This is a genomic window from Hartmannibacter diazotrophicus (genome assembly GCF_900231165.1).
Taxonomy (GTDB): domain Bacteria; phylum Pseudomonadota; class Alphaproteobacteria; order Rhizobiales; family Pleomorphomonadaceae; genus Hartmannibacter; species Hartmannibacter diazotrophicus.
The window spans coordinates 2,286,022-2,302,790 of record NZ_LT960614.1; the positions used below are offsets into that span (position 1 = coordinate 2,286,022).

The 16,769-nt window shown below is 64.2% G+C and carries 12 protein-coding genes; 2 read left to right on the top strand and 10 right to left on the bottom strand.

All coding sequences use genetic code 11. The features are described from left to right. Window positions 1-2 precede the first annotated feature (2 nt). From HDIA_RS10730 to HDIA_RS10775, 10 genes are all read right to left on the bottom strand, one after another. The gene (locus tag HDIA_RS10730; RefSeq protein WP_099556156.1) at window positions 3-1,124 is read right to left on the bottom strand and encodes an ABC transporter ATP-binding protein; all 1,122 of its coding nucleotides are present in this window, start codon (window positions 1,122-1,124) and stop codon (window positions 3-5) included. 40 nt (window positions 1,125-1,164) lie between these two features. Next, on the bottom strand, window positions 1,165-2,793 hold the full coding sequence (locus tag HDIA_RS10735; protein WP_099556157.1) for a GMC family oxidoreductase: 1,629 nt from the start codon (window positions 2,791-2,793) through the stop codon (window positions 1,165-1,167). A gap of 64 nt (window positions 2,794-2,857) precedes the next feature. Further along, a complete protein-coding gene (locus tag HDIA_RS10740) occupies window positions 2,858-3,481 on the bottom strand; it encodes a phosphoribosyltransferase family protein (RefSeq protein ID WP_245884237.1) in 624 nt (207 codons plus the stop codon). A gap of 19 nt (window positions 3,482-3,500) precedes the next feature. Beyond that, the gene (locus HDIA_RS10745; protein ID WP_173796213.1) at window positions 3,501-4,976 is read right to left on the bottom strand and encodes an aldehyde dehydrogenase family protein; all 1,476 of its coding nucleotides are present in this window, start codon (window positions 4,974-4,976) and stop codon (window positions 3,501-3,503) included. 58 nt (window positions 4,977-5,034) lie between these two features. Next, window positions 5,035-5,790, bottom strand: coding sequence for an alpha/beta fold hydrolase (locus HDIA_RS10750; RefSeq protein WP_099556158.1), 756 nt, complete (start codon window positions 5,788-5,790; stop codon window positions 5,035-5,037). 25 nt (window positions 5,791-5,815) lie between these two features. Continuing rightward, window positions 5,816-6,673 carry a carbohydrate ABC transporter permease gene (locus HDIA_RS10755; RefSeq protein WP_099556159.1) on the bottom strand — a complete coding sequence of 286 codons (858 nt, stop codon included), beginning with the start codon at window positions 6,671-6,673 and terminating at the stop codon, window positions 5,816-5,818. A gap of 22 nt (window positions 6,674-6,695) precedes the next feature. Beyond that, window positions 6,696-7,646 carry a carbohydrate ABC transporter permease gene (locus HDIA_RS10760; protein WP_099556160.1) on the bottom strand — a complete coding sequence of 317 codons (951 nt, stop codon included), beginning with the start codon at window positions 7,644-7,646 and terminating at the stop codon, window positions 6,696-6,698. Window positions 7,647-7,720: 74 nt separating this feature from the next. Then, window positions 7,721-9,124 (bottom strand): extracellular solute-binding protein, encoded by a 1,404-nt coding sequence (locus HDIA_RS10765; protein ID WP_099556161.1) that lies wholly within the window; start codon window positions 9,122-9,124, stop codon window positions 7,721-7,723. 498 nt (window positions 9,125-9,622) lie between these two features. Further along, window positions 9,623-10,351, bottom strand: coding sequence for an endonuclease/exonuclease/phosphatase family protein (locus HDIA_RS10770; RefSeq protein WP_099556162.1), 729 nt, complete (start codon window positions 10,349-10,351; stop codon window positions 9,623-9,625). Then, window positions 10,348-12,498: a VTT domain-containing protein gene (locus HDIA_RS10775; RefSeq protein ID WP_099556163.1), complete on the bottom strand. Its 2,151-nt coding sequence runs from the start codon at window positions 12,496-12,498 to the stop codon at window positions 10,348-10,350. The genes HDIA_RS10770 and HDIA_RS10775 overlap by 4 nt, the downstream gene beginning before the upstream one ends. 356 nt (window positions 12,499-12,854) lie before the next feature. Between HDIA_RS10775 and HDIA_RS10780 the strand changes: the two genes are divergently transcribed. Both HDIA_RS10780 and HDIA_RS10785 read left to right on the top strand, forming a co-directional pair. After that, complete coding sequence (locus tag HDIA_RS10780; RefSeq protein WP_099556164.1) at window positions 12,855-14,741, top strand: sigma-54-dependent Fis family transcriptional regulator; 1,887 nt, start codon at window positions 12,855-12,857, stop codon at window positions 14,739-14,741. Window positions 14,742-14,930: 189 nt separating this feature from the next. Continuing rightward, the gene (locus HDIA_RS10785) at window positions 14,931-16,730 is read left to right on the top strand and encodes an NAD(P)/FAD-dependent oxidoreductase (RefSeq protein ID WP_099556165.1); all 1,800 of its coding nucleotides are present in this window, start codon (window positions 14,931-14,933) and stop codon (window positions 16,728-16,730) included. Window positions 16,731-16,769 lie beyond the last annotated feature (39 nt).

The following is a 16,769-nucleotide window of genomic DNA, read 5'->3' on the forward strand; positions in this document are numbered from 1 at the left end:
GGTCAGAAGAGAAGGTTGCGGCCGCTGTCGGCGTCGAAAAGGCAAAGGCGGCTGTCGTCGAAGGAAAGCTCCACGCGGTCGCCCTCGCGCAAGGCGCTCGGTCCGGGAATGTCCGCCGAAACGCGATGGTCCGCGCTCTGCGTGCCCGCGTCGATGTCGAGAAGCAGCACGTCGGTATCGCCGCGATGCTCGCGGAAATAGACCTCGCCCGAAAGACGGCCCTTGCCGGTTGAACGGCTGGCGTCGCCGTTGGCGAGGCTAAAGTGCTCCGGCCGCAGGCCGACCGTCAGGCTCTGGATTGCCTTTTGGCGAACGAGCGCGGCCTTCTCCTCCGACAGCACCAGCGACCAGCCGGCGCCGCGCAGCCGCAGGATGCCACCTTCCTCTTCGACCGCCGCATTGAGCAGGTTCATCGGCGGTTCGCCGATGAAGGTCGCAACGAAGGTGTTGGCCGGGTGGGTGTAGAGATCCTGCGGCGATCCGACCTGCTGCAAAACGCCGTGGTTCATGACGGCGATCGCGTCCGACATGGCGATGGCCTCGGTCTGGTCGTGCGTCACGAGGATCGACGTCAGGCCCTGCGTCTGCTGCAGGCGCTTGATCTCGGTGCGCAGCTGCGCCTTCTGGTCGGCATCGATATGACTCAGCGGCTCGTCGAAGAGGATGACATCCGGATCGCGAACGAGGGCGCGGCCGATGGCGACGCGCTGCTGGGCGCCGCCGCTGAGATGGCGCACCTTTTCGTTCGCAATCGAGCCGAGCCGCAGGAGGTCCAGCATGGTGCCGACGCGCTGCTTGACCTCCTTGTCGGGCAGGTGGCGCAGGCGCAGCGGAAAGGCGATGTTCTCGAAGACCGACAGGTGCATGTAGAGGGCATAGTCCTCGAACACCATCGCTATATTGCGCGATCCGGGTGGTAGCGTGGAGACCTCGCGGTCGCCGAACCAGATCTCGCCGCTCGTGACCTCCTCGATGCCGGCGACCATCTTGAGCGTCGTGCTCTTGCCGCATCCCGATGGGCCCAGAAGCGCCAGCATCCTGCCCGTGCCGCAGTCGAGATTGAGGTCGCGGACCGCCGGCACGTCGCCGTAGTTCTTCCAGACATTCTTGATCGAGATACTCATTGGAGGCCTTGCAAAGGGTGCGTCTTGAGAGGCGGAGGTGTCACGCGGCAACCGGAGAGAGGCCGTGCGCCGCCTGGATGATCTCGGCGGCCCGCTCGCCGATCACGACGGTCGGGGCCATGGTGTTGCCGGTGGAGATGGCGGGCATGATCGAGGCGTCAGCAATGCGTAGGCCGTCGATGCCGTAGACCTTCAGCGATCCGTCGACGACGGACATCGCGTCCCGGCCCATCTTGGCCGTGCAGCTTTCGTGGAAATAGGTACCGGCGGCGTTGCGGATGAAGTTCTCCATGTCGACGCCCTTGAGGTTGCCGGGCATGACCTCGCGCTTGCGATAGGGCGCGCAGAACGCGGAGTTGCCGATCTCGCGGCACATCTCCACGCAGCGGACCATCGCCTTCATGTCGCTGTCCGTGCTGAGGAAGTTGGCGAAGATGCGCGGCTTGGCAAAGGGGTCGGTGCTGGCAAGGCGTACCTCGCCGCGGCTGTCTGGCCGGGCAAGTCCCGGCGCCAGCGTCCATGCGGAGGCTGCGCCCACCGGCAGGTCGAACTGCTTCGAGGTGACCTCGCTGCCGAAGGGCGTTTCCTCCAGCACCGGCATCAGGTCCGGCGTCTTCAGCGAGGAATCGCTCTTGGCGTAGAAGACGAATTCGGCGGCGTTGTTTCGCGGCGGCTCGGGCGTGATGTACTCCCAGCAGCAGCCGGCCATCAGGATGTGATCCTGGAAATTCCGTCCGACGCCCGGCAGGTGCTGCACGACCTCGATGCTATGGCCCTTCAGTTCGCTCTCATCGCCGATCCCGGCGAGCATCAGCATCTTCGGCGTGTTGATCGCGCCCATCGAGAGCACGACCTCCTTGTCGGCTGAAACCGCATAGCGCTTGCCGAGCCGAACGAACTCGACGCCGGTCGCGCGCTTTCCCTCAAGGACGATCCGCGTGATCTGGGAGCAGAGCAGGACGTGCAGGTTGGGCCGGCCAAGGAAGGGGTGGATATAGGTCGCGGCCATCGAGACGCGCTGGTTGCCGTCCTGCACGGGCACGTTGGCAAGCCCGCAGCCGCCGTCGCCCTCCATGGCCGCGCCGTTGATGTCGTCGACATAGGGAATGCCGATCGCCTCTGCGCCCTTGATCAGGCCGCCAACGAGCGGCACCGGATTCTCCGGTTGCAGGATGCTGAGGAGGCCGCCCTTGCCGCGCCGCTTGGGGTCGGCCGGGCCTTTCCAGTCCTCGATCCGGCGGTAGATGCCGAGGACGGACTCATAGTTCCAGGCCGGATCGCCGGCTTCCTCGGCCCAGAAGTCGAAGTCGTTCTTGTGCCCGCGCGCCCAGACGGATCCGTTGATGCTGGAGCCGCCGCCGAGCACCTTGCCCATCGGCAACGGCGGCGTGCGCCCGTTCACCGTCGGTGAGGGCTCGGCCGAAAAGCACCAGTCCCGTTCCGATCCAATGTTGGACATCCAGAGCGTCGAGTCGATCACCGCCGGAACCCGGTCGCTGCCGCCGGCCTCGATCAGGAGCACGTTGACGTTGGGATCCTCGGCCAGACGCCGCGCCACGACACAGCCCGCCGAGCCCGCGCCGCAGACGATGAAGTCGTAGGCCGGGCGGATGGTCTCTTCCAGCAACTCGCGATCGGGTCGCAGAGCGGAAAGGGATGCAGTGGTCATGACTTGGCTCCAGGTGGCGCCGCTTGCGGCGCCGTTGATCCGATGCTGCTGACGGGTTGGTCCGTCATGTTCCCGCAATCTGTTTCCAGCCACCCGCACCGTCGGGCTCGAACTGCGGAATGTGACCGAGGCTGATGATGCCTTCGGCATCGTCGCCGAGTTCGTCCCGCCAGGCATAGCTCTCGGTGAGGATGACAGCCGAGGCGACGACATCCGCGCCGGCCGCCCGCGCAAGAGCCATCGCGCCTCTGAGGCTTGCCCCGCTCGCCACCACGTCGTCGACGACGACCGTCCGCCGGCCTGCAAGCAGCGGCACCGCCCGGCGGTCGAGCAGCAGCCGCTGTTCGCCGTTGGAGGTGATCGACGTCACGCGCTCCTCCAACGCATCGCGCAGATGCAGCTTGGGCGACTTCTGCAAGACGACATAGTTGTCGAGACCGAGTTGCCGGCTGACCTCGATCGCGATGGGAATGCCGAGCGTTGCCGCCCCGACGATCACGTCCGGCCGCAGCGGCGCCAGACGGGCGGCGATCTCCCGGCCGACATGGGCAAGGAAATCGACGCCCATGTCGATGATCATCATCAGCGCGATGACAAGATCGGGCTTGATGGCAACCATCGGCAGGTCGACCGCGCGCCCCGCCACGTCGACGGTGTGGGTCAGGCCTGTGAGCGGGGAGGTGGTCACGATTGTTCTTCCTATGGCGTCAGAAGGGGAAGGCCCGCTGGCCCATCTGCAGGGTGATCCACTTCACCTCGGTCAGTTCCTCCAGTGAATAGCGCCCGCCCTCGCGGCCGAAACCGCTGTTCTTGACGCCGCCGAAGGGCACATGCGGCTCGTCGGAGATGGTGCAGTCGTTGACGTGGACCATGCCGGATTCCAGCCGCATCGAAAGATCGAGTGCCTTCTGCATGTCGTTGGTGATGAGCGCAGCCGAAAGGCCGTAGGACGTATCGTTGGCGACCTTCAGGGCCTCCTCGGCGTCGTTGACGCGGATCAGCGAGACGACCGGGCCGAAGCTTTCCTCGTGGTAGATGCGCATTTCGGGCGTCACGCCGTCGAGGATCGTCGGCTGGAAGAACTGGCCTTCGTAGGTGCCGCCCGTCAGGACCTTAGCGCCTTTCTCGACGGCGTCCTTGATCTGGCCGTCGATGAACTCGCACTGGCGTGCCCGGATCAGCGGGCCAATGACCGTTTCAGGATCGCGCGGGTCGCCGACCGTCAGGCCCTTGGCCTTGGCGACAAATTTCTCCTTGAAGGTGTCGAAGAGCGAGGTCTCGACCATCACCTTGGAGTTGGCCATGCAGACCTGCCCCTGGTGAAGGAAGACGCCGAAGGCGGCCGCGTCGACGGCATAGTCGACGTCGGCGTCATCGAGGACGATGAGCGGGCTCTTGCCGCCCATTTCCAGCGTGAAGCGCTTCAGGTGCTTGGCGGCCTCGACGGCAAGATGCCGTCCGGTGCGGGTCGAACCGGTGAAGGTGATCATGCGGATGCGCGGGTCGGCCATCAAGAGGTCGCCGACCTCGGCCGGAACGCCCGGAACGACGTTGAGAACGCCGGCCGGCAGCCCGGCTTCCTGGAACAGATCGGCGATGAGCGCGCCGGAAAGCGGTGTCTCCTCGGAGGGCTTCAGGATGAACGTGTTGCCGACGGCCAGCGCGTAGACGATCTTCTTCATGCAGAGCAGGAAGGGCGAGTTGAAGGGCGCGATGCCGGCGACGATGCCGAGCGGCTTGCGCACGGAGATGGAGATCTGCCCGGGCATTGTCATCGGCATGGTCTCGCCCATGACGTGGCGGGCATCACCCGCCGCCGCGCGAATGGCGTCGACGACATACTCGATTTCCCACAGCGCCTTGCCGAAGACCGAGCCGCATTCCTCGATCAGCAGGTCGCGGATCTCCGGCGTGCGCGCCTTGATGACCTCGCCGACCTTGAGCAGCATTTCCTCGCGCTCGGCCACCATCGTCCGGCTCCAGGACGCGAAGGCCCGCTCGGCCGCGTCGATTGCCGCCTTGACCTCGGTCGCGCCGGCCTGCTGCGAGCGAGCGAAGATTTTCCCCGTCGCCGGGTTGTAGTCGTCGGCCAGTTCATTGCGCGAGGACGACACCCACTGCCCGTCGATGAACAACTTGTAGTGCGGGATGCCGTCGATGATGTCGTAGGAGGCGGGGTTCATGCATTGGCTCCAATGGCGGGGGTACTGGTGTCCGTCTGGGAGGGACTTGAGAGTTGGATCATCGGCTCGGCGACGCCTCGGTGCGGCCGGCGACATCCTTCAGGATGCCGGCGAGGCGGGCAGGGCAGGAGAGGAACGGCGAGTGGTCGCTGTCGATCTCGAACACCTCCTCGCAGGGCGAATTGGCGATCATGGTGTCCTGGTAGACCGGCGCGACCGCCTGGTCCCTGAGGCCCTTGATGTAGAACCGCCTGACGCTGCCGAAGCGCTCGGGCGTCAGGGCGAGCGGTTCGCCGTAGACCTTTGTCGCCTGGGGCGTCAGCCGTTCGGCCGCCCAGCGCGCGTCCTCCGGCGTGCAGGTGTTGTAGAGCACCTCGGCCGCCTTCTCCGGCGGGAAGGTCGCGGTCAAACCATCCGGCGCGACGCGCATGTTCTTCAGAACCAGATCCTCGACCTGAAGATGCGCGACCTCGCCCAGGAAGCTGCCGAGGGATTCACCGGAGCGCAGCATCAGCCCGCAGATGTAGACCACTGCACGGAGCTTTTCCGGGATACGTTCGGCCACCTGCGAGGCGACGATGCCGCCCATGCTGTGTCCGACGAGCACGACCTTCTCCCCGACCTCCATAACGGTCTCGGCGATGCGGTCTGCATAGTGCGCCAGATCCGCCTCCGCAAGCGGGGCGGGGTCGCCGCCGCTCATCGGCAGGTTGGGGGTCGAGACGCGATGACCGGCCTCGATCAGGTGCGGCGTCAGGAACGTCCAGCACCAGCCACCGTGGAAGGAGCCATGCACCAATACGAAATGCGTCACTGTCCGGCCTCCCGATTGCGCATCGTCATCCCTTCACGGCGCCCATGGTGAGGCCGCGAACGATGTGCTTCTGCAGGACGAAGACGACGATCATGACGGGGATCGTGCCGACCATGCCGATGATGGCCATCTCGCCCCAGCGCACGCCCTGAGTGGTGATGAGGCTCGGAATGCCGACGGGAAGCGTCTTCACGTTCTGCCCGCCGAGCAGGAAGGCGTACATGAACTCGTTCCAGGCGAAGATGAAGCAGAGCACGGCCGTCGCCGTGATGCCGGGCCTCAGCAGCGGCAGCAGCACCTTCACGAAGGCGCCGAGCCGGGAATAGCCGTCGGCCCGCGCCGCCTCTTCCAGTTCCAGCGGCAGGTCTCGGCAGAAGCTGGAGAGCACCCAGACATAGAAGGAGAGGTTGAAGGTGAGATACGCGATGATGAGGCCGGCGTAGGTGTCGAGCAGCCCGATCTTCGAATAGACGAGGTAGTAGGGGATGACGAGGCAGACCGGCGGCGCCATGCGGGTGGCGAGCACGAAGAGAAAGAGGTCGTCGCGCCCGCGCATCCGATAGCGTGCGAAGGCATAGGCGGCGGGCGTTCCGAGGATGACGACGAGGACGGTCGAAAGCCCGGCGACGATGATCGAGTTGATCAGATAGTGGTGGTAGCCATTCTCGATCATGTAGCGGAAGTGATCGAGCGTCGGTTCGAAGAACCAGACCGTGGGCCGGGCGAACATGACGTTCTCCGGCTTGAAGGCAAGGCTCCACATCCAGAAGACGGGAAAGAGGATCAATAGCGCGTAGCAGATGACGAGGGCGGTGAAGGCAAGCCCTCGGGTGTCGGTGCGCTGGGTTGCCTTCGGCGGTGTGGCGGTTGCGATGTCGCTCATGGCGTCGTGTTCTCCCGTCCGCTCAGAAGACGTTCAGGCGCTTCTTGGCGACCTGGTAGAAGATGTTGCAGAAGACGAAGAAGATCGCCCAGATCACCACGGCGAGCGCCGATGCCTGCCCGATGTTCCAGAAATCGAAGGTGTATTTGTAGCCGAGGATGCTGGGGCTCTCGGTGGTGATGCCCGGTCCGCCGCTCGTCAGGATGAAGATCGTGTCGTAGATCTTGAAGGCGTCGATCACCCGCAGCATCCCGATTACGACGAGCAGCGGCGAGAGCATCGGCAGCGTCAGCTTGAAGAACATCTGCACCGGGTTCGCCCCGTCGACGGCGGCGGCGCGGTAGGGGTTCACCGGCAGGGCCTGCATGCCGGCAAAGAAGGTGAGGACCATGAACGGGGTCCACTCCCAGATGTCGACGAAGATGATGCCGTAGAGCGCGAGATCCGGCGAGGCGAAGACCGACGTATCGGTGAGCAGGCCGAAGTGCTCGAGAATATTGTAGGAGACGAAACCCCAAGAGCCGGCGAGCATCGTCTTCCACACGAGGCCGACGATGATCGGAGCCATCATCGAGGGGATGAAGAGGAACGGGATCAGGATGTTGCGCATCCGGATCTTCTGGCTGAGCACCAGCGCGCCGATGAGCCCGAGCATGAACTCGATCGGCACCGCGATGCCGACGACCGTGAAGGCCACGCCCATCGAGTTCCAGAAGCGCCCGTCGGTCAGCAGCGTTTCGAAATTCCCGAACCAGACGAAGTCGCGGATCTTGCCGTACCGGGCCTCATGCAGGCTGATATAGGCCATGTAGAGGAAGGGAACGAGCGAGACGACCAGCAGCGTCAGGAATGTCGGCGCGATCAGCAGATAGGGATACCAGGGCGAATCCTTGTGATGTGCCAGCCGTTTGGGCGCTGCGTCCGCCGGCCCATCCGCCGTCTGGGGTACTGTCGTGCTCTTGGCCTGTTCCATCGCGATCGTCTGTTCTTGAAGGCAGGGAAGGCCGGCGCCCTTGCGAGCGCCGACCGATTGCGGCGTGAAGGCGATTACTGCAGGACGCAGGGATCGCAGATGGCGGAGACTTCCTGCTGCAGCTGCTTGGCCGCATCCTCGGGCGTGACCTTGCCGAGACCGACCTGCTGGAAGATGCGATTCATGACGTCGGAGACTTCAAAGAAGCGCGGCATCTTCAGCGTGGCGGTAATGCCCTTCATGCTGCCCTGCATCGCCTCGTAGAGGTTGGCGAGGCGGTTGTCGTCCTTGATCAGCAGCGGCCAGGAACTGTTGCGCATCGGCACGCCGACGCCGCTTGAAAGGAACTTCTCCTGGGTCGACTTCTCGATCGCCCACTGCAGGAAGAGGTAGGTCGCTTCCGGGTTCTTGCTGTGGGCCGAGATGGTGAGGCCCGACGGCTCGCCGGCGCTGAAGTAAGCGTCGCCCTCGTCGGCCGAGCGCGGCGTCGGACCGTAGAGGAAGGAGCCGGCGAGACTGGACGAACCCGGCTGGTCGATGCCGAGCACGAAGTCGCTGTAGGCGATGGACTGCGCCGCGATGCCGTTGCCCATGACCGTCGGAACGTCGATCAGCGAGTATTCGGCCTGGCCGGGCGGGGCGTATTTCCAAAGATCGGACCAGGTCGTCAGGCCCTTGACGACTTCCGGCGTGTCGAAGGTCGGATGGCCCGCTTCATCGAAGAGCTTGCCGCCCATGTTGCGGATGAAGACTTCCCAGACGGAGACATAGGTCGTGCCGCCGTTGAGGCCTTCCATGACGATGCCGTAGAAGTCGCTGGTGAGCGGCTTGCCGGCGAGCGTCTCGCCCGACTTGCGGGTGAAGAACTCGGCGATGTCGTGGACCTGCTGGAAGGTCTCGGCCGGCTTCAGCGGATAGCCATATTTGGCTTCGAAGGCGGCCTGCTCGTCCTTGTTCTCGAAGAGGTCCTTCCGGCCCCAGTAGACCATGTTGTAGTTCCACTGGAGGAAGCTGTAGGTCTTGCCGCCGTAGTTGGCGAGCGAGGAATAGGCCGGCTCGATCAGGTCGGCGAGATCGAGGTCCGGGTCGGCGAGCTTCGGATCCTTCATGAAGTCGTCGATCGGCATCAGGACGCCGGCGTCGAGAAGAAGGCCGTACTGCAGGCCGTGGTTCATGACGGCATCATATTCGCCGCGCCCGGAGAGCAGGTCCGCCTGGCCGCGGTTGATCACCTCGAAGTGGTTGAGAAGCTGGTAGTTGACCTTGATGCCGCTTTCCGCCTCGAACTCGGGAACGAGCTTGGCAAAGGACTCCTGCAGCGGCGTCACCTCGTCGAGGATGTGGATTTCCGTGCCCTTGTAGGGCTCGGCAGCCTCCTTGAGGGACCATGCGAAGGCCGGCGAAAGTGCCGTCGCGCAAAGGAGACCACCCAACGCCAGCGAGGCGAGGGTAGGCGTTGAAACAGAGAAAGACGTCATGGGCAGCTCCTGTCCTTCAGCAAGGAAATCAATCGGCAAGACACGGGTGAACCGACGACGGGTCGTCGAGGCGCGCGCATGCCGATTTCCAGAAGCCCCGTCTCCGGCATGACGAGCGTTGATATTCGTAAGTATACTGAGCAATGGTCGTGCCAGATTGGTTCGGATCGGATTTAGCCCGGCAACTGAGGGAAAATCCGTATGCGCCCGGAGCAGGTTGCGCAACCTTGGGGCGTTATTTGAATTGCCTGTCAATAATTTGAGCAATTATTGGGAATAGTGCCGAATTTCTTGGCGGGGGCAGTTGGTGCTTCCGGCTCTCGCGGGGCCGGAACTCCGGGGAGGCGGCACCATTGCCGTCCGGACATGGGGCAGGGGCGAAGCTGGTTCGCCTGCCAGACAATTATTCAGGATACGTACTATCGGCTGACGGCCAGAGGCAGGCATTCCGCGCGGGGCGCAAAACTGCGCCGGGTTTGCCGGCCACGCCTTTGTTCGTCAGCGCAGGCTGATGTCGGCGATGACCGGCAGATGGTCGGAGCAATGACGCGCTTCGCGATCCGTCCAGACGGCGCAAAGGCGAAGCGGCCGGGCGCAATAGATCCGGTCGAGGCGCAACTGCGGCAGTGCGGCCGGAAATGTTGCGAGCCTCGTGCGCAGAGGCAGGATTTTCGCCATCGTCCGGCGCACCTTGCCGCAAAAAAACCAGTCGTTGAAATCGCCGAGCATCACCGTCGGGGCCGTCTCGGCAGTCTCGGCAATGCTCTGGAGCTGCCGTGCCTGGCGGGCGCGCTCGGTGATGGCAAGACCGAGATGGACCGCGATCAGGCGCAGGGGGCCGTGCGGGCCATCGACGACCGTTTCGATCGCCATCCGTGGTTCCCGGTTCGCGTGGGAGAGATCATGCCGTGCGGACCGCACCAGCGGCCAGCGGCTGAGAAGGACATTGCCATAGTCGCCGTCCTCCGCCGTGATCGTGTGGGCTTCGGCGCGGTGGCCGCTGGACGGGCCGTGGATGCCGTGCAGACGGGCCAGTGCCTGCGGCCCGCGCCCGCGCGTGTCGACTTCCTGCAGGGCGACGAGATCGGGGGCGTGCTTTTCGATGAGAGCCGCGATCCGGTCGAGATCGAAGACACCGTCAGGTCCGATCCCGCCGTGGATATTCCAGGTCATCAGCCTGATCGAGGCTGGCGGAACAGGTCGTGGCAACGGACCGATGTCCGTCATTGCGACGATCCGCGATAGCGCCGGACGAGCGCCTGCAGACCCAATGAGAAGAACAGCCACAGGGCGAAGATCGCGCCAACGGCTGAAAGGTTGGCCAGCGATGGGTCGCGGAATATCTCGACGATCTGGTTTCCGAGCACGGTCATGACAAGGATTCCCGGCATGAGGCCAAGAATCGATCCTAGCACGTAGTCGACGAAACGGATGCCGACCGCGCCGCTGACGAGATTGATCACGGTGAAGGGGGCGATCGGGATCAGCCGGATCGTCGCCACAGCGAGAATTCCGGATCGGGCGAGGGCCCTTCGAACGCGGTTGATCCGCGGACCGACATAGCGGCGCAACAGCTTGGTGCCCAGGCCCCGGCCGACGAAATAGGTGAGAATGGCGCTCGCCAGAGCCCCGCTGGCGGCCAGGAACACGCCGGGCCAGACGCCAAAGACGGCGATGGTCGCAAGCATCATCACCGTGAGCGGAAAGGCGACGAGCCCCCCGGCCAGGAAGGCAAGCAGCACGATGGCCGGGGCGAAGGGTTGGTCTTCGATCGACGCCAGAATTTTGGTGAACTGGTCGGGCTGGGCCTGCGGCAACTGGTTCCAGACGAACATCAGGAGAAGCACGCCGCAGACGGCGACGGTTCCCCACAGGAAATGCCGCATTTTCGGCAAGGAGCTTTTTTCGCCATTTGCCGAAAGCGGCCGGTCTGGCGGTTCGGACGGGTCCGCGATCGCCTCGATCGGAAGAATGAAGCTGCCTTCGGGCGGCTCGACGGTTTTCAGCGTGCGTCTGGACTGCGTGCGGGCTTCCATCAGCGCCTTGAAGGTGCCGGCCTCCTCGGCGTGCGCCTCCAACTCCTTGGGTTCGAGCCCTAGATGTTCGCCCAGAAGCCGGTAGCGCGTCTGGCGGATCGCGGCCTCTTGCGCCTCATTCCCGGCAACGACCACGAGGTCGCATTCCGTGTCGAGGCCCATCGACCGATTGCAGAGATTGGACGACCCGATCCGCAAGATCCGGTCGTCGACGATCATGACCTTGGCGTGGACGAAGACGGGCTTCGTTTCGCCATCGTCGGTCACGTCAGGATAGACGACATGCACCCTGTCGCCGACGCCATGATCGGCGACGATCCGCATGAAGCGCGAGCGGCCGCCTTCCATGGCTTCTTGCGTGATCCAGCCGGGATAGGACTTCGGTGTCACCGCGACGACATGCATGTCCGGCCGCGCCTTCAATCGCTCGACCATGCGATGCGCAACAAGCTCCGAGGTCAGGAACTGGTTTTCGATGTAGATGAAGGTCTCGGCGACATCGATCATGTCGCAATAGAGCGCCTCGACCTCGCGGACCGCGCTGTTCTGGCCGTAGCGCGGTTCGGTGCGTGCCAGCCCGATCTCGACATCTTCAAGATCGATCCCTGCCGCGCTGGGCCATGGATCTTGGCACTTCCACGAGGCCAGAAGACCCGTCTTTTTCGGCTTTCGAAGCGGTTCGCAGGTCGCCCGCTCCCAGCGCCGCCGGAAGATGTCGCCGAGAGAGGAGGCGATCTCGCCGTCAACAACCATCTGGACGTCGTGGAAAGGTGCATAGCGTTCGCCATTGGGGTCGACCCGGCGCGAGTCGTCCGCCGCATGGTTCGGCACATCCCAGCGCCGGCGCGTGATGTCGATGCCGCCGCAAAAAGCGACGCTGTCGTCGACGACGACGATCTTCTGATGGTGAGAGCCGCCAACCGGGCATGCGTCATCCAGGCAGAACTCGATCTGTGGCGGCGTATTCCAGAGCAGCGAATAGACCGGCACGAGTTCGCGTTCCAGCGAGAAGACCATCGAATAGTCCCACAGCAGGATGCGGATGCGCAGGCGCCTGTTGCGCCGCACAAGAGCCGTCAGGAAGTCGGCGAACGTCTCCGGCAGACCGTCGTCCGCCTCGTTGGAGGGGCCGACGAGCCGCATTCGGCTGTCGATGTCCCAGCCGGCGATGTGAATCGTCCGCTTTGCATTGAGCATGGCCTGGCGAAGGGCGCCGTAGTAATTGGCCGCGTCCACGAGGACGCCGGCCCTGTCGGCCCTGGCCTTGGTCCAGATATTCCGGCCCGGCTGCAGCAGCGAGCCGGCAGCCGTCGTTTCGTAGTGCGCGTCTTCGTTCATTGCTTTCAGCAAGGTGTATGCCCCGGATCGGATCGTGATTGTGGAGAAGGACCAACGCGCCGAGGGCCAAGATGTTCAGTGATCGATGTCGGGAACTGCCGGCAGGAGACACTAGCCGGCGATCCGTCTGTGGTTGACGCCTGGTAATGTCGCCACGTGCAATCCGGGTCTGTTCGCAGGCTGGCTCTATTCGCAGGGAAGACGGCAATTGACCGGCTCTGACCGCCATGCGTGCTGCAATGCCCTTGCCGGACGCGACGGATCGCACCCTTGAAGCAGCCGCGATTATCTGAAACGCTGACGCCCAACTAGAACGATTAAATAAACGGTCTCGGCCGCGCGTGAGGGCAAGCACCATGGTCTCGGCGAAATCGCACGTTCAGGAACTGGAGCGCGTCGGACGGGGAGATCCAAGCGGGCGCGATACGCCGGTGCTGCAGTCGTGGCTGAGGTGCCTCAACGACTATCGCCTCGATCCGACCCAAGCGCAGGAAGCCTATATCCTGCCCGAAACCGAGCTCAAGGAACATCGCGACGAGGCGGAGGAACTGATCCGCATTGGCCGATCCGCCGTCGAGGGTCTTTTCCGGCATGTCCAGGACCAGGCCTATGTGTTGCTGCTGTCGGATGCGCGCGGCGTCACCGTCGATTTCATGGGCGATCCGACCTTCGACAACCAGTTGCGCCGCGCCGGGCTCTATCTCGGCTCGGAATGGTCCGAGCACCGCGCCGGCACCTGCGCGGTCGGAGCGTGCATCGTCTCCGGCGAGCCCGTGATCATCCATCAGGACGATCATTTCGACACGAGCCATATCGGCCTGACCTGCACGGCCGCGCCGATCTACGATACGCTCGGCGACCTGACCGCCGTGCTCGACATCTCGCAGCTGCGCTCGCCGACCGCCAAGGCAAGCCAGCAGCTTGCCATGCATCTGGTCGCGACCACCGCGCGGCGCATCGAGCTTTCCAACCTGATGGCGCGCACGCGCAACGACTGGATTCTCCGCCTGTCGCGATCGCCGGACTTTCTGGATGTCGATCCGGAGGCGGCGATTTCCATCGATGCCTCCGGCCGGATTTCAGGCATGACCCATGGCGGCTTTCGCGCCCTTGCCCGCACGCTCGACCTTGGCGACGGCGTCATGCGTTCGCTGGTCGGCGAACGGATCTCGCGCTTCCTCGACATCGACGTCGACGACCTGCCCAAACTGATGCGCGGCCAGCCCGACGGCGAAAGGGTGCTCCGGACCCGCTCCAGTGCGGCGCTCTTTGCCAGCGCCATCGCGCCCGTCGAGCGGCTGCGCGGCACGCCGGTGCCGGCGCCGCGCGTGCCCCGTGTCCTGCGCGAACTCAGCTTCGGCGATCCGGCGATGGAGGCGGTGCAGCTTCGCGCCAGCAAGCTCGTCGGCCGCGATATCCCTATCTGCATTCAGGGCGAAACGGGCGCCGGCAAGGAATACCTCGCGCGCGCCATACACGACAGCCACCCCGACGCAGGCCGGTTCGTGGCGGTCAATTGCGCCGCGATCCCGGAGAGCCTGATTGAATCGGAACTCTTCGGTTATGCGCCCGGCGCTTTCACCGGGGCAGCGCCGCGCGGCAAGCAGGGTCTCATCGAGGCGGCCGATGGCGGCACCCTGTTCCTCGATGAGATCGGCGACATGCCGCTCGGCCTTCAGGCCCGGCTCCTGCGCGTCCTCGCCGAGGGCGAAGTGACGCCCGTTGGCGCGCACCGTCCGCGACCGGTCAGATTCCGGCTGATCTCCGCATCTCATCATCGGCTGGAGGCGCTGGTGGAAAGCGGCCGCTTCCGGCAGGATCTCTATTTCCGGCTCAACGCGGCGACGCTCAGCCTTCCGCCGCTACGCGAACGCCGCGACCTCGACGGGCTGATTGATCACATGTTGCGGCGGGTCGCGCAGGAACACGGCGCCCCCTTGCGCCTTTCTGCCGCCGCCCGCCGCAGTTTGAAGGCCCACCCCTGGCCGGGCAATTTGCGCGAGCTTGCCAATGCGCTGAGGGTCGCAGCGGCCTTCAGCGATGACGGCGAGATCGGTCCAGATGACCTTCCTGAGCAACTGAGCCGGCCGAAGGCCGAGACGCCGCCGATGAGGAACAGGCCGGGGCTGGAAATTTTCGACCAGTTGGCGGCCTGCGGCGGCAACGTTTCGGAACTTGCCCGCCGGCTCGGCGTCGACCGTTCCACCGTCCATCGGCGCCTGCGGCGCCTGTCGGCCGGGTAGGGCAGACCGTGGCGCCACAGCTGTGGCACCGCGCCACGAAACGCCACGCACTCGCAAGTCCGGGTTCGTCTCTAACGCATTGATCGCTCGAGTTTCCTGACGGATTTGCGCTCATGGCACGTCCGTTGCGCCTTCGTGGCTCTAACGCGGCGGCAAGCCGCGTAGCCAAAAAGAAGTTGGAGGAAACGGATGCTCGACAAGACACCGACCGCGCGCATGGAGACGTTCCTGGGACGCTTCGAGGAAGCGCTCACCGCAGGCAAGATCGACGCCGCCGTGGAGATGTTCGCCGCGGAATGCTACTGGCGCGACCTCGTCACATTCACTTGGAACATCAAGACGGTCGAGGGCAAGGACGAGGTGCGCGACATGCTCACCCATTGCCTTGCCACCGCCAAGCCGCGCAACTGGCACGTCGCCGAGGGAGAGTCCGCAACCGAGTCCGACGGGCTGATGGAAGCCTGGATCTCGTTTGAGACCGAGGTTGCGCGCGGCTATGGCCTGATCCGGGTCAAGGACGGCCTGATCTGGACGCTCCTGACCACCATGGTGGAACTCAAGGGCTTTGAGGAAAAGGCCGGCTTCACCCGTCCGCTCGGTGCAAAGCACGGCGTGCAGATCGGCGCCAAGACCTGGAAGGAAGAACGCGAGGAGGAAGCCGAAACCCTCGGCTTCACCAAGCAGCCCTATGTGGTGATCCTCGGTGGCGGACAGGGCGGCATCGCGCTCGGCGCCCGTCTGCGCCAGCTTCAGGTGCCGACCATCATCATCGAGCGTAACGAACGGCCTGGCGATAGCTGGCGCAAGCGCTACAAGTCGCTCTGCCTGCACGACCCGGTCTGGTACGACCATCTGCCCTATATCGACTTTCCCAAGAACTGGCCCGTCTTCGCGCCGAAGGACAAGATCGGCGACTGGCTCGAGTTCTACACCAAGGTCATGGAGCTGAATTACTGGTCGAGCACCACGGCCAAGAAGGCGAGCTACGACGAAAAGACCAAGGAATGGACCGTGGTTGTCGAGCGCGACGGCAAGGAGATCGTCCTGAAGCCGAAGCAACTCGTATTCGCGACCGGCATGTCCGGCAAGGCCAACATCCCGCATTTCAAGGGCATGGATAAGTTCAAGGGCGAGCAGCACCATTCCTCCCAGCATCCGGGACCGGACGGATACAAGGGCAAGAAGGTGGTGGTGATCGGGTCGAACAACTCAGCGCATGACATCTGTGCCGCGCTCTACGAGAACGGCGTCGACGTCACCATGGTGCAGCGCTCGACCACCCATATCGTGCGCTCCGAGCCGCTGATGGAGATCGGCCTCGGCGATCTTTATTCCGAGCGCGCGGTGAAAGCCGGCATGACGACCGGCAAGGCGGACCTCATCTTCGCGTCGCTACCCTACCGGATCATGCACACCTTCCAGAAGCCGGTTTACGACAAGATCCGCGAGATCGACGCTGAGTTCTATGCCGCCTTGGAGAAGGCCGGCTTCCAGCTCGATTTCGGTCCCGACGACTCCGGCCTCTTCATGAAATATCTGCGTCGCGGCTCGGGATACTACATCGACATCGGCGCCTCTCAGCTCATCATCGACGGCAAGATCAAGCTTGTGACCGGCCAGGTGGAGGAGATCACCGAGAACTCCGTGAAGCTCGACAACGGCAAGGAAATCCCGGCCGACGTCATCGTCTACGCCACCGGCTACGGCTCGATGAACGGCTGGGTCGCCGACCTCATCGACCGCGAGACCGCCGACAAGGTCGGCAAGGTCTGGGGCCTCGGCTCCGATACGCCCAAGGACCCCGGTCCGTGGGAAGGCGAGCAGCGCAACATGTGGAAGCCGACGCAGCAGGAAGCTCTGTGGTTCCATGGCGGCAACCTCCACCAGTCGCGTCACTATTCGCAATATCTCGCCCTGCAGCTCAAGGCGCGCATGGAAGGCATCCCGACGCCGGTCTACGGTCTGCAGGAGGTCCACCACACGGGCTGAACGGAGGCATGAGGCGAAAGCGGACGAGGCGGGTCGGCG

What these genes read in the sequence shown, in the direction of transcription:
- HDIA_RS10730 (WP_099556156.1), bottom strand. Translation starts at nt 1,124, where the DNA reads ATGAGTATCTCGATCAAGAATGTCTGGAAGAACTACGGCGACGTGCCG.
- HDIA_RS10735 (WP_099556157.1), bottom strand. Translation starts at nt 2,793, where the DNA reads ATGACCACTGCATCCCTTTCCGCTCTGCGACCCGATCGCGAGTTGCTG.
- HDIA_RS10745 (WP_173796213.1), bottom strand. Translation starts at nt 4,976, where the DNA reads ATGAACCCCGCCTCCTACGACATCATCGACGGCATCCCGCACTACAAG.
- HDIA_RS10755 (WP_099556159.1), bottom strand. Translation starts at nt 6,673, where the DNA reads ATGAGCGACATCGCAACCGCCACACCGCCGAAGGCAACCCAGCGCACC.
- HDIA_RS10760 (WP_099556160.1), bottom strand. Translation starts at nt 7,646, where the DNA reads ATGGAACAGGCCAAGAGCACGACAGTACCCCAGACGGCGGATGGGCCG.
- HDIA_RS10765 (WP_099556161.1), bottom strand. Translation starts at nt 9,124, where the DNA reads ATGACGTCTTTCTCTGTTTCAACGCCTACCCTCGCCTCGCTGGCGTTG.
- HDIA_RS10770 (WP_099556162.1), bottom strand. Translation starts at nt 10,351, where the DNA reads ATGACGGACATCGGTCCGTTGCCACGACCTGTTCCGCCAGCCTCGATC.
- HDIA_RS10775 (WP_099556163.1), bottom strand. Translation starts at nt 12,498, where the DNA reads ATGAACGAAGACGCGCACTACGAAACGACGGCTGCCGGCTCGCTGCTG.
- HDIA_RS10780 (WP_099556164.1), top strand. Translation starts at nt 12,855, where the DNA reads ATGGTCTCGGCGAAATCGCACGTTCAGGAACTGGAGCGCGTCGGACGG.
- HDIA_RS10785 (WP_099556165.1), top strand. Translation starts at nt 14,931, where the DNA reads ATGCTCGACAAGACACCGACCGCGCGCATGGAGACGTTCCTGGGACGC.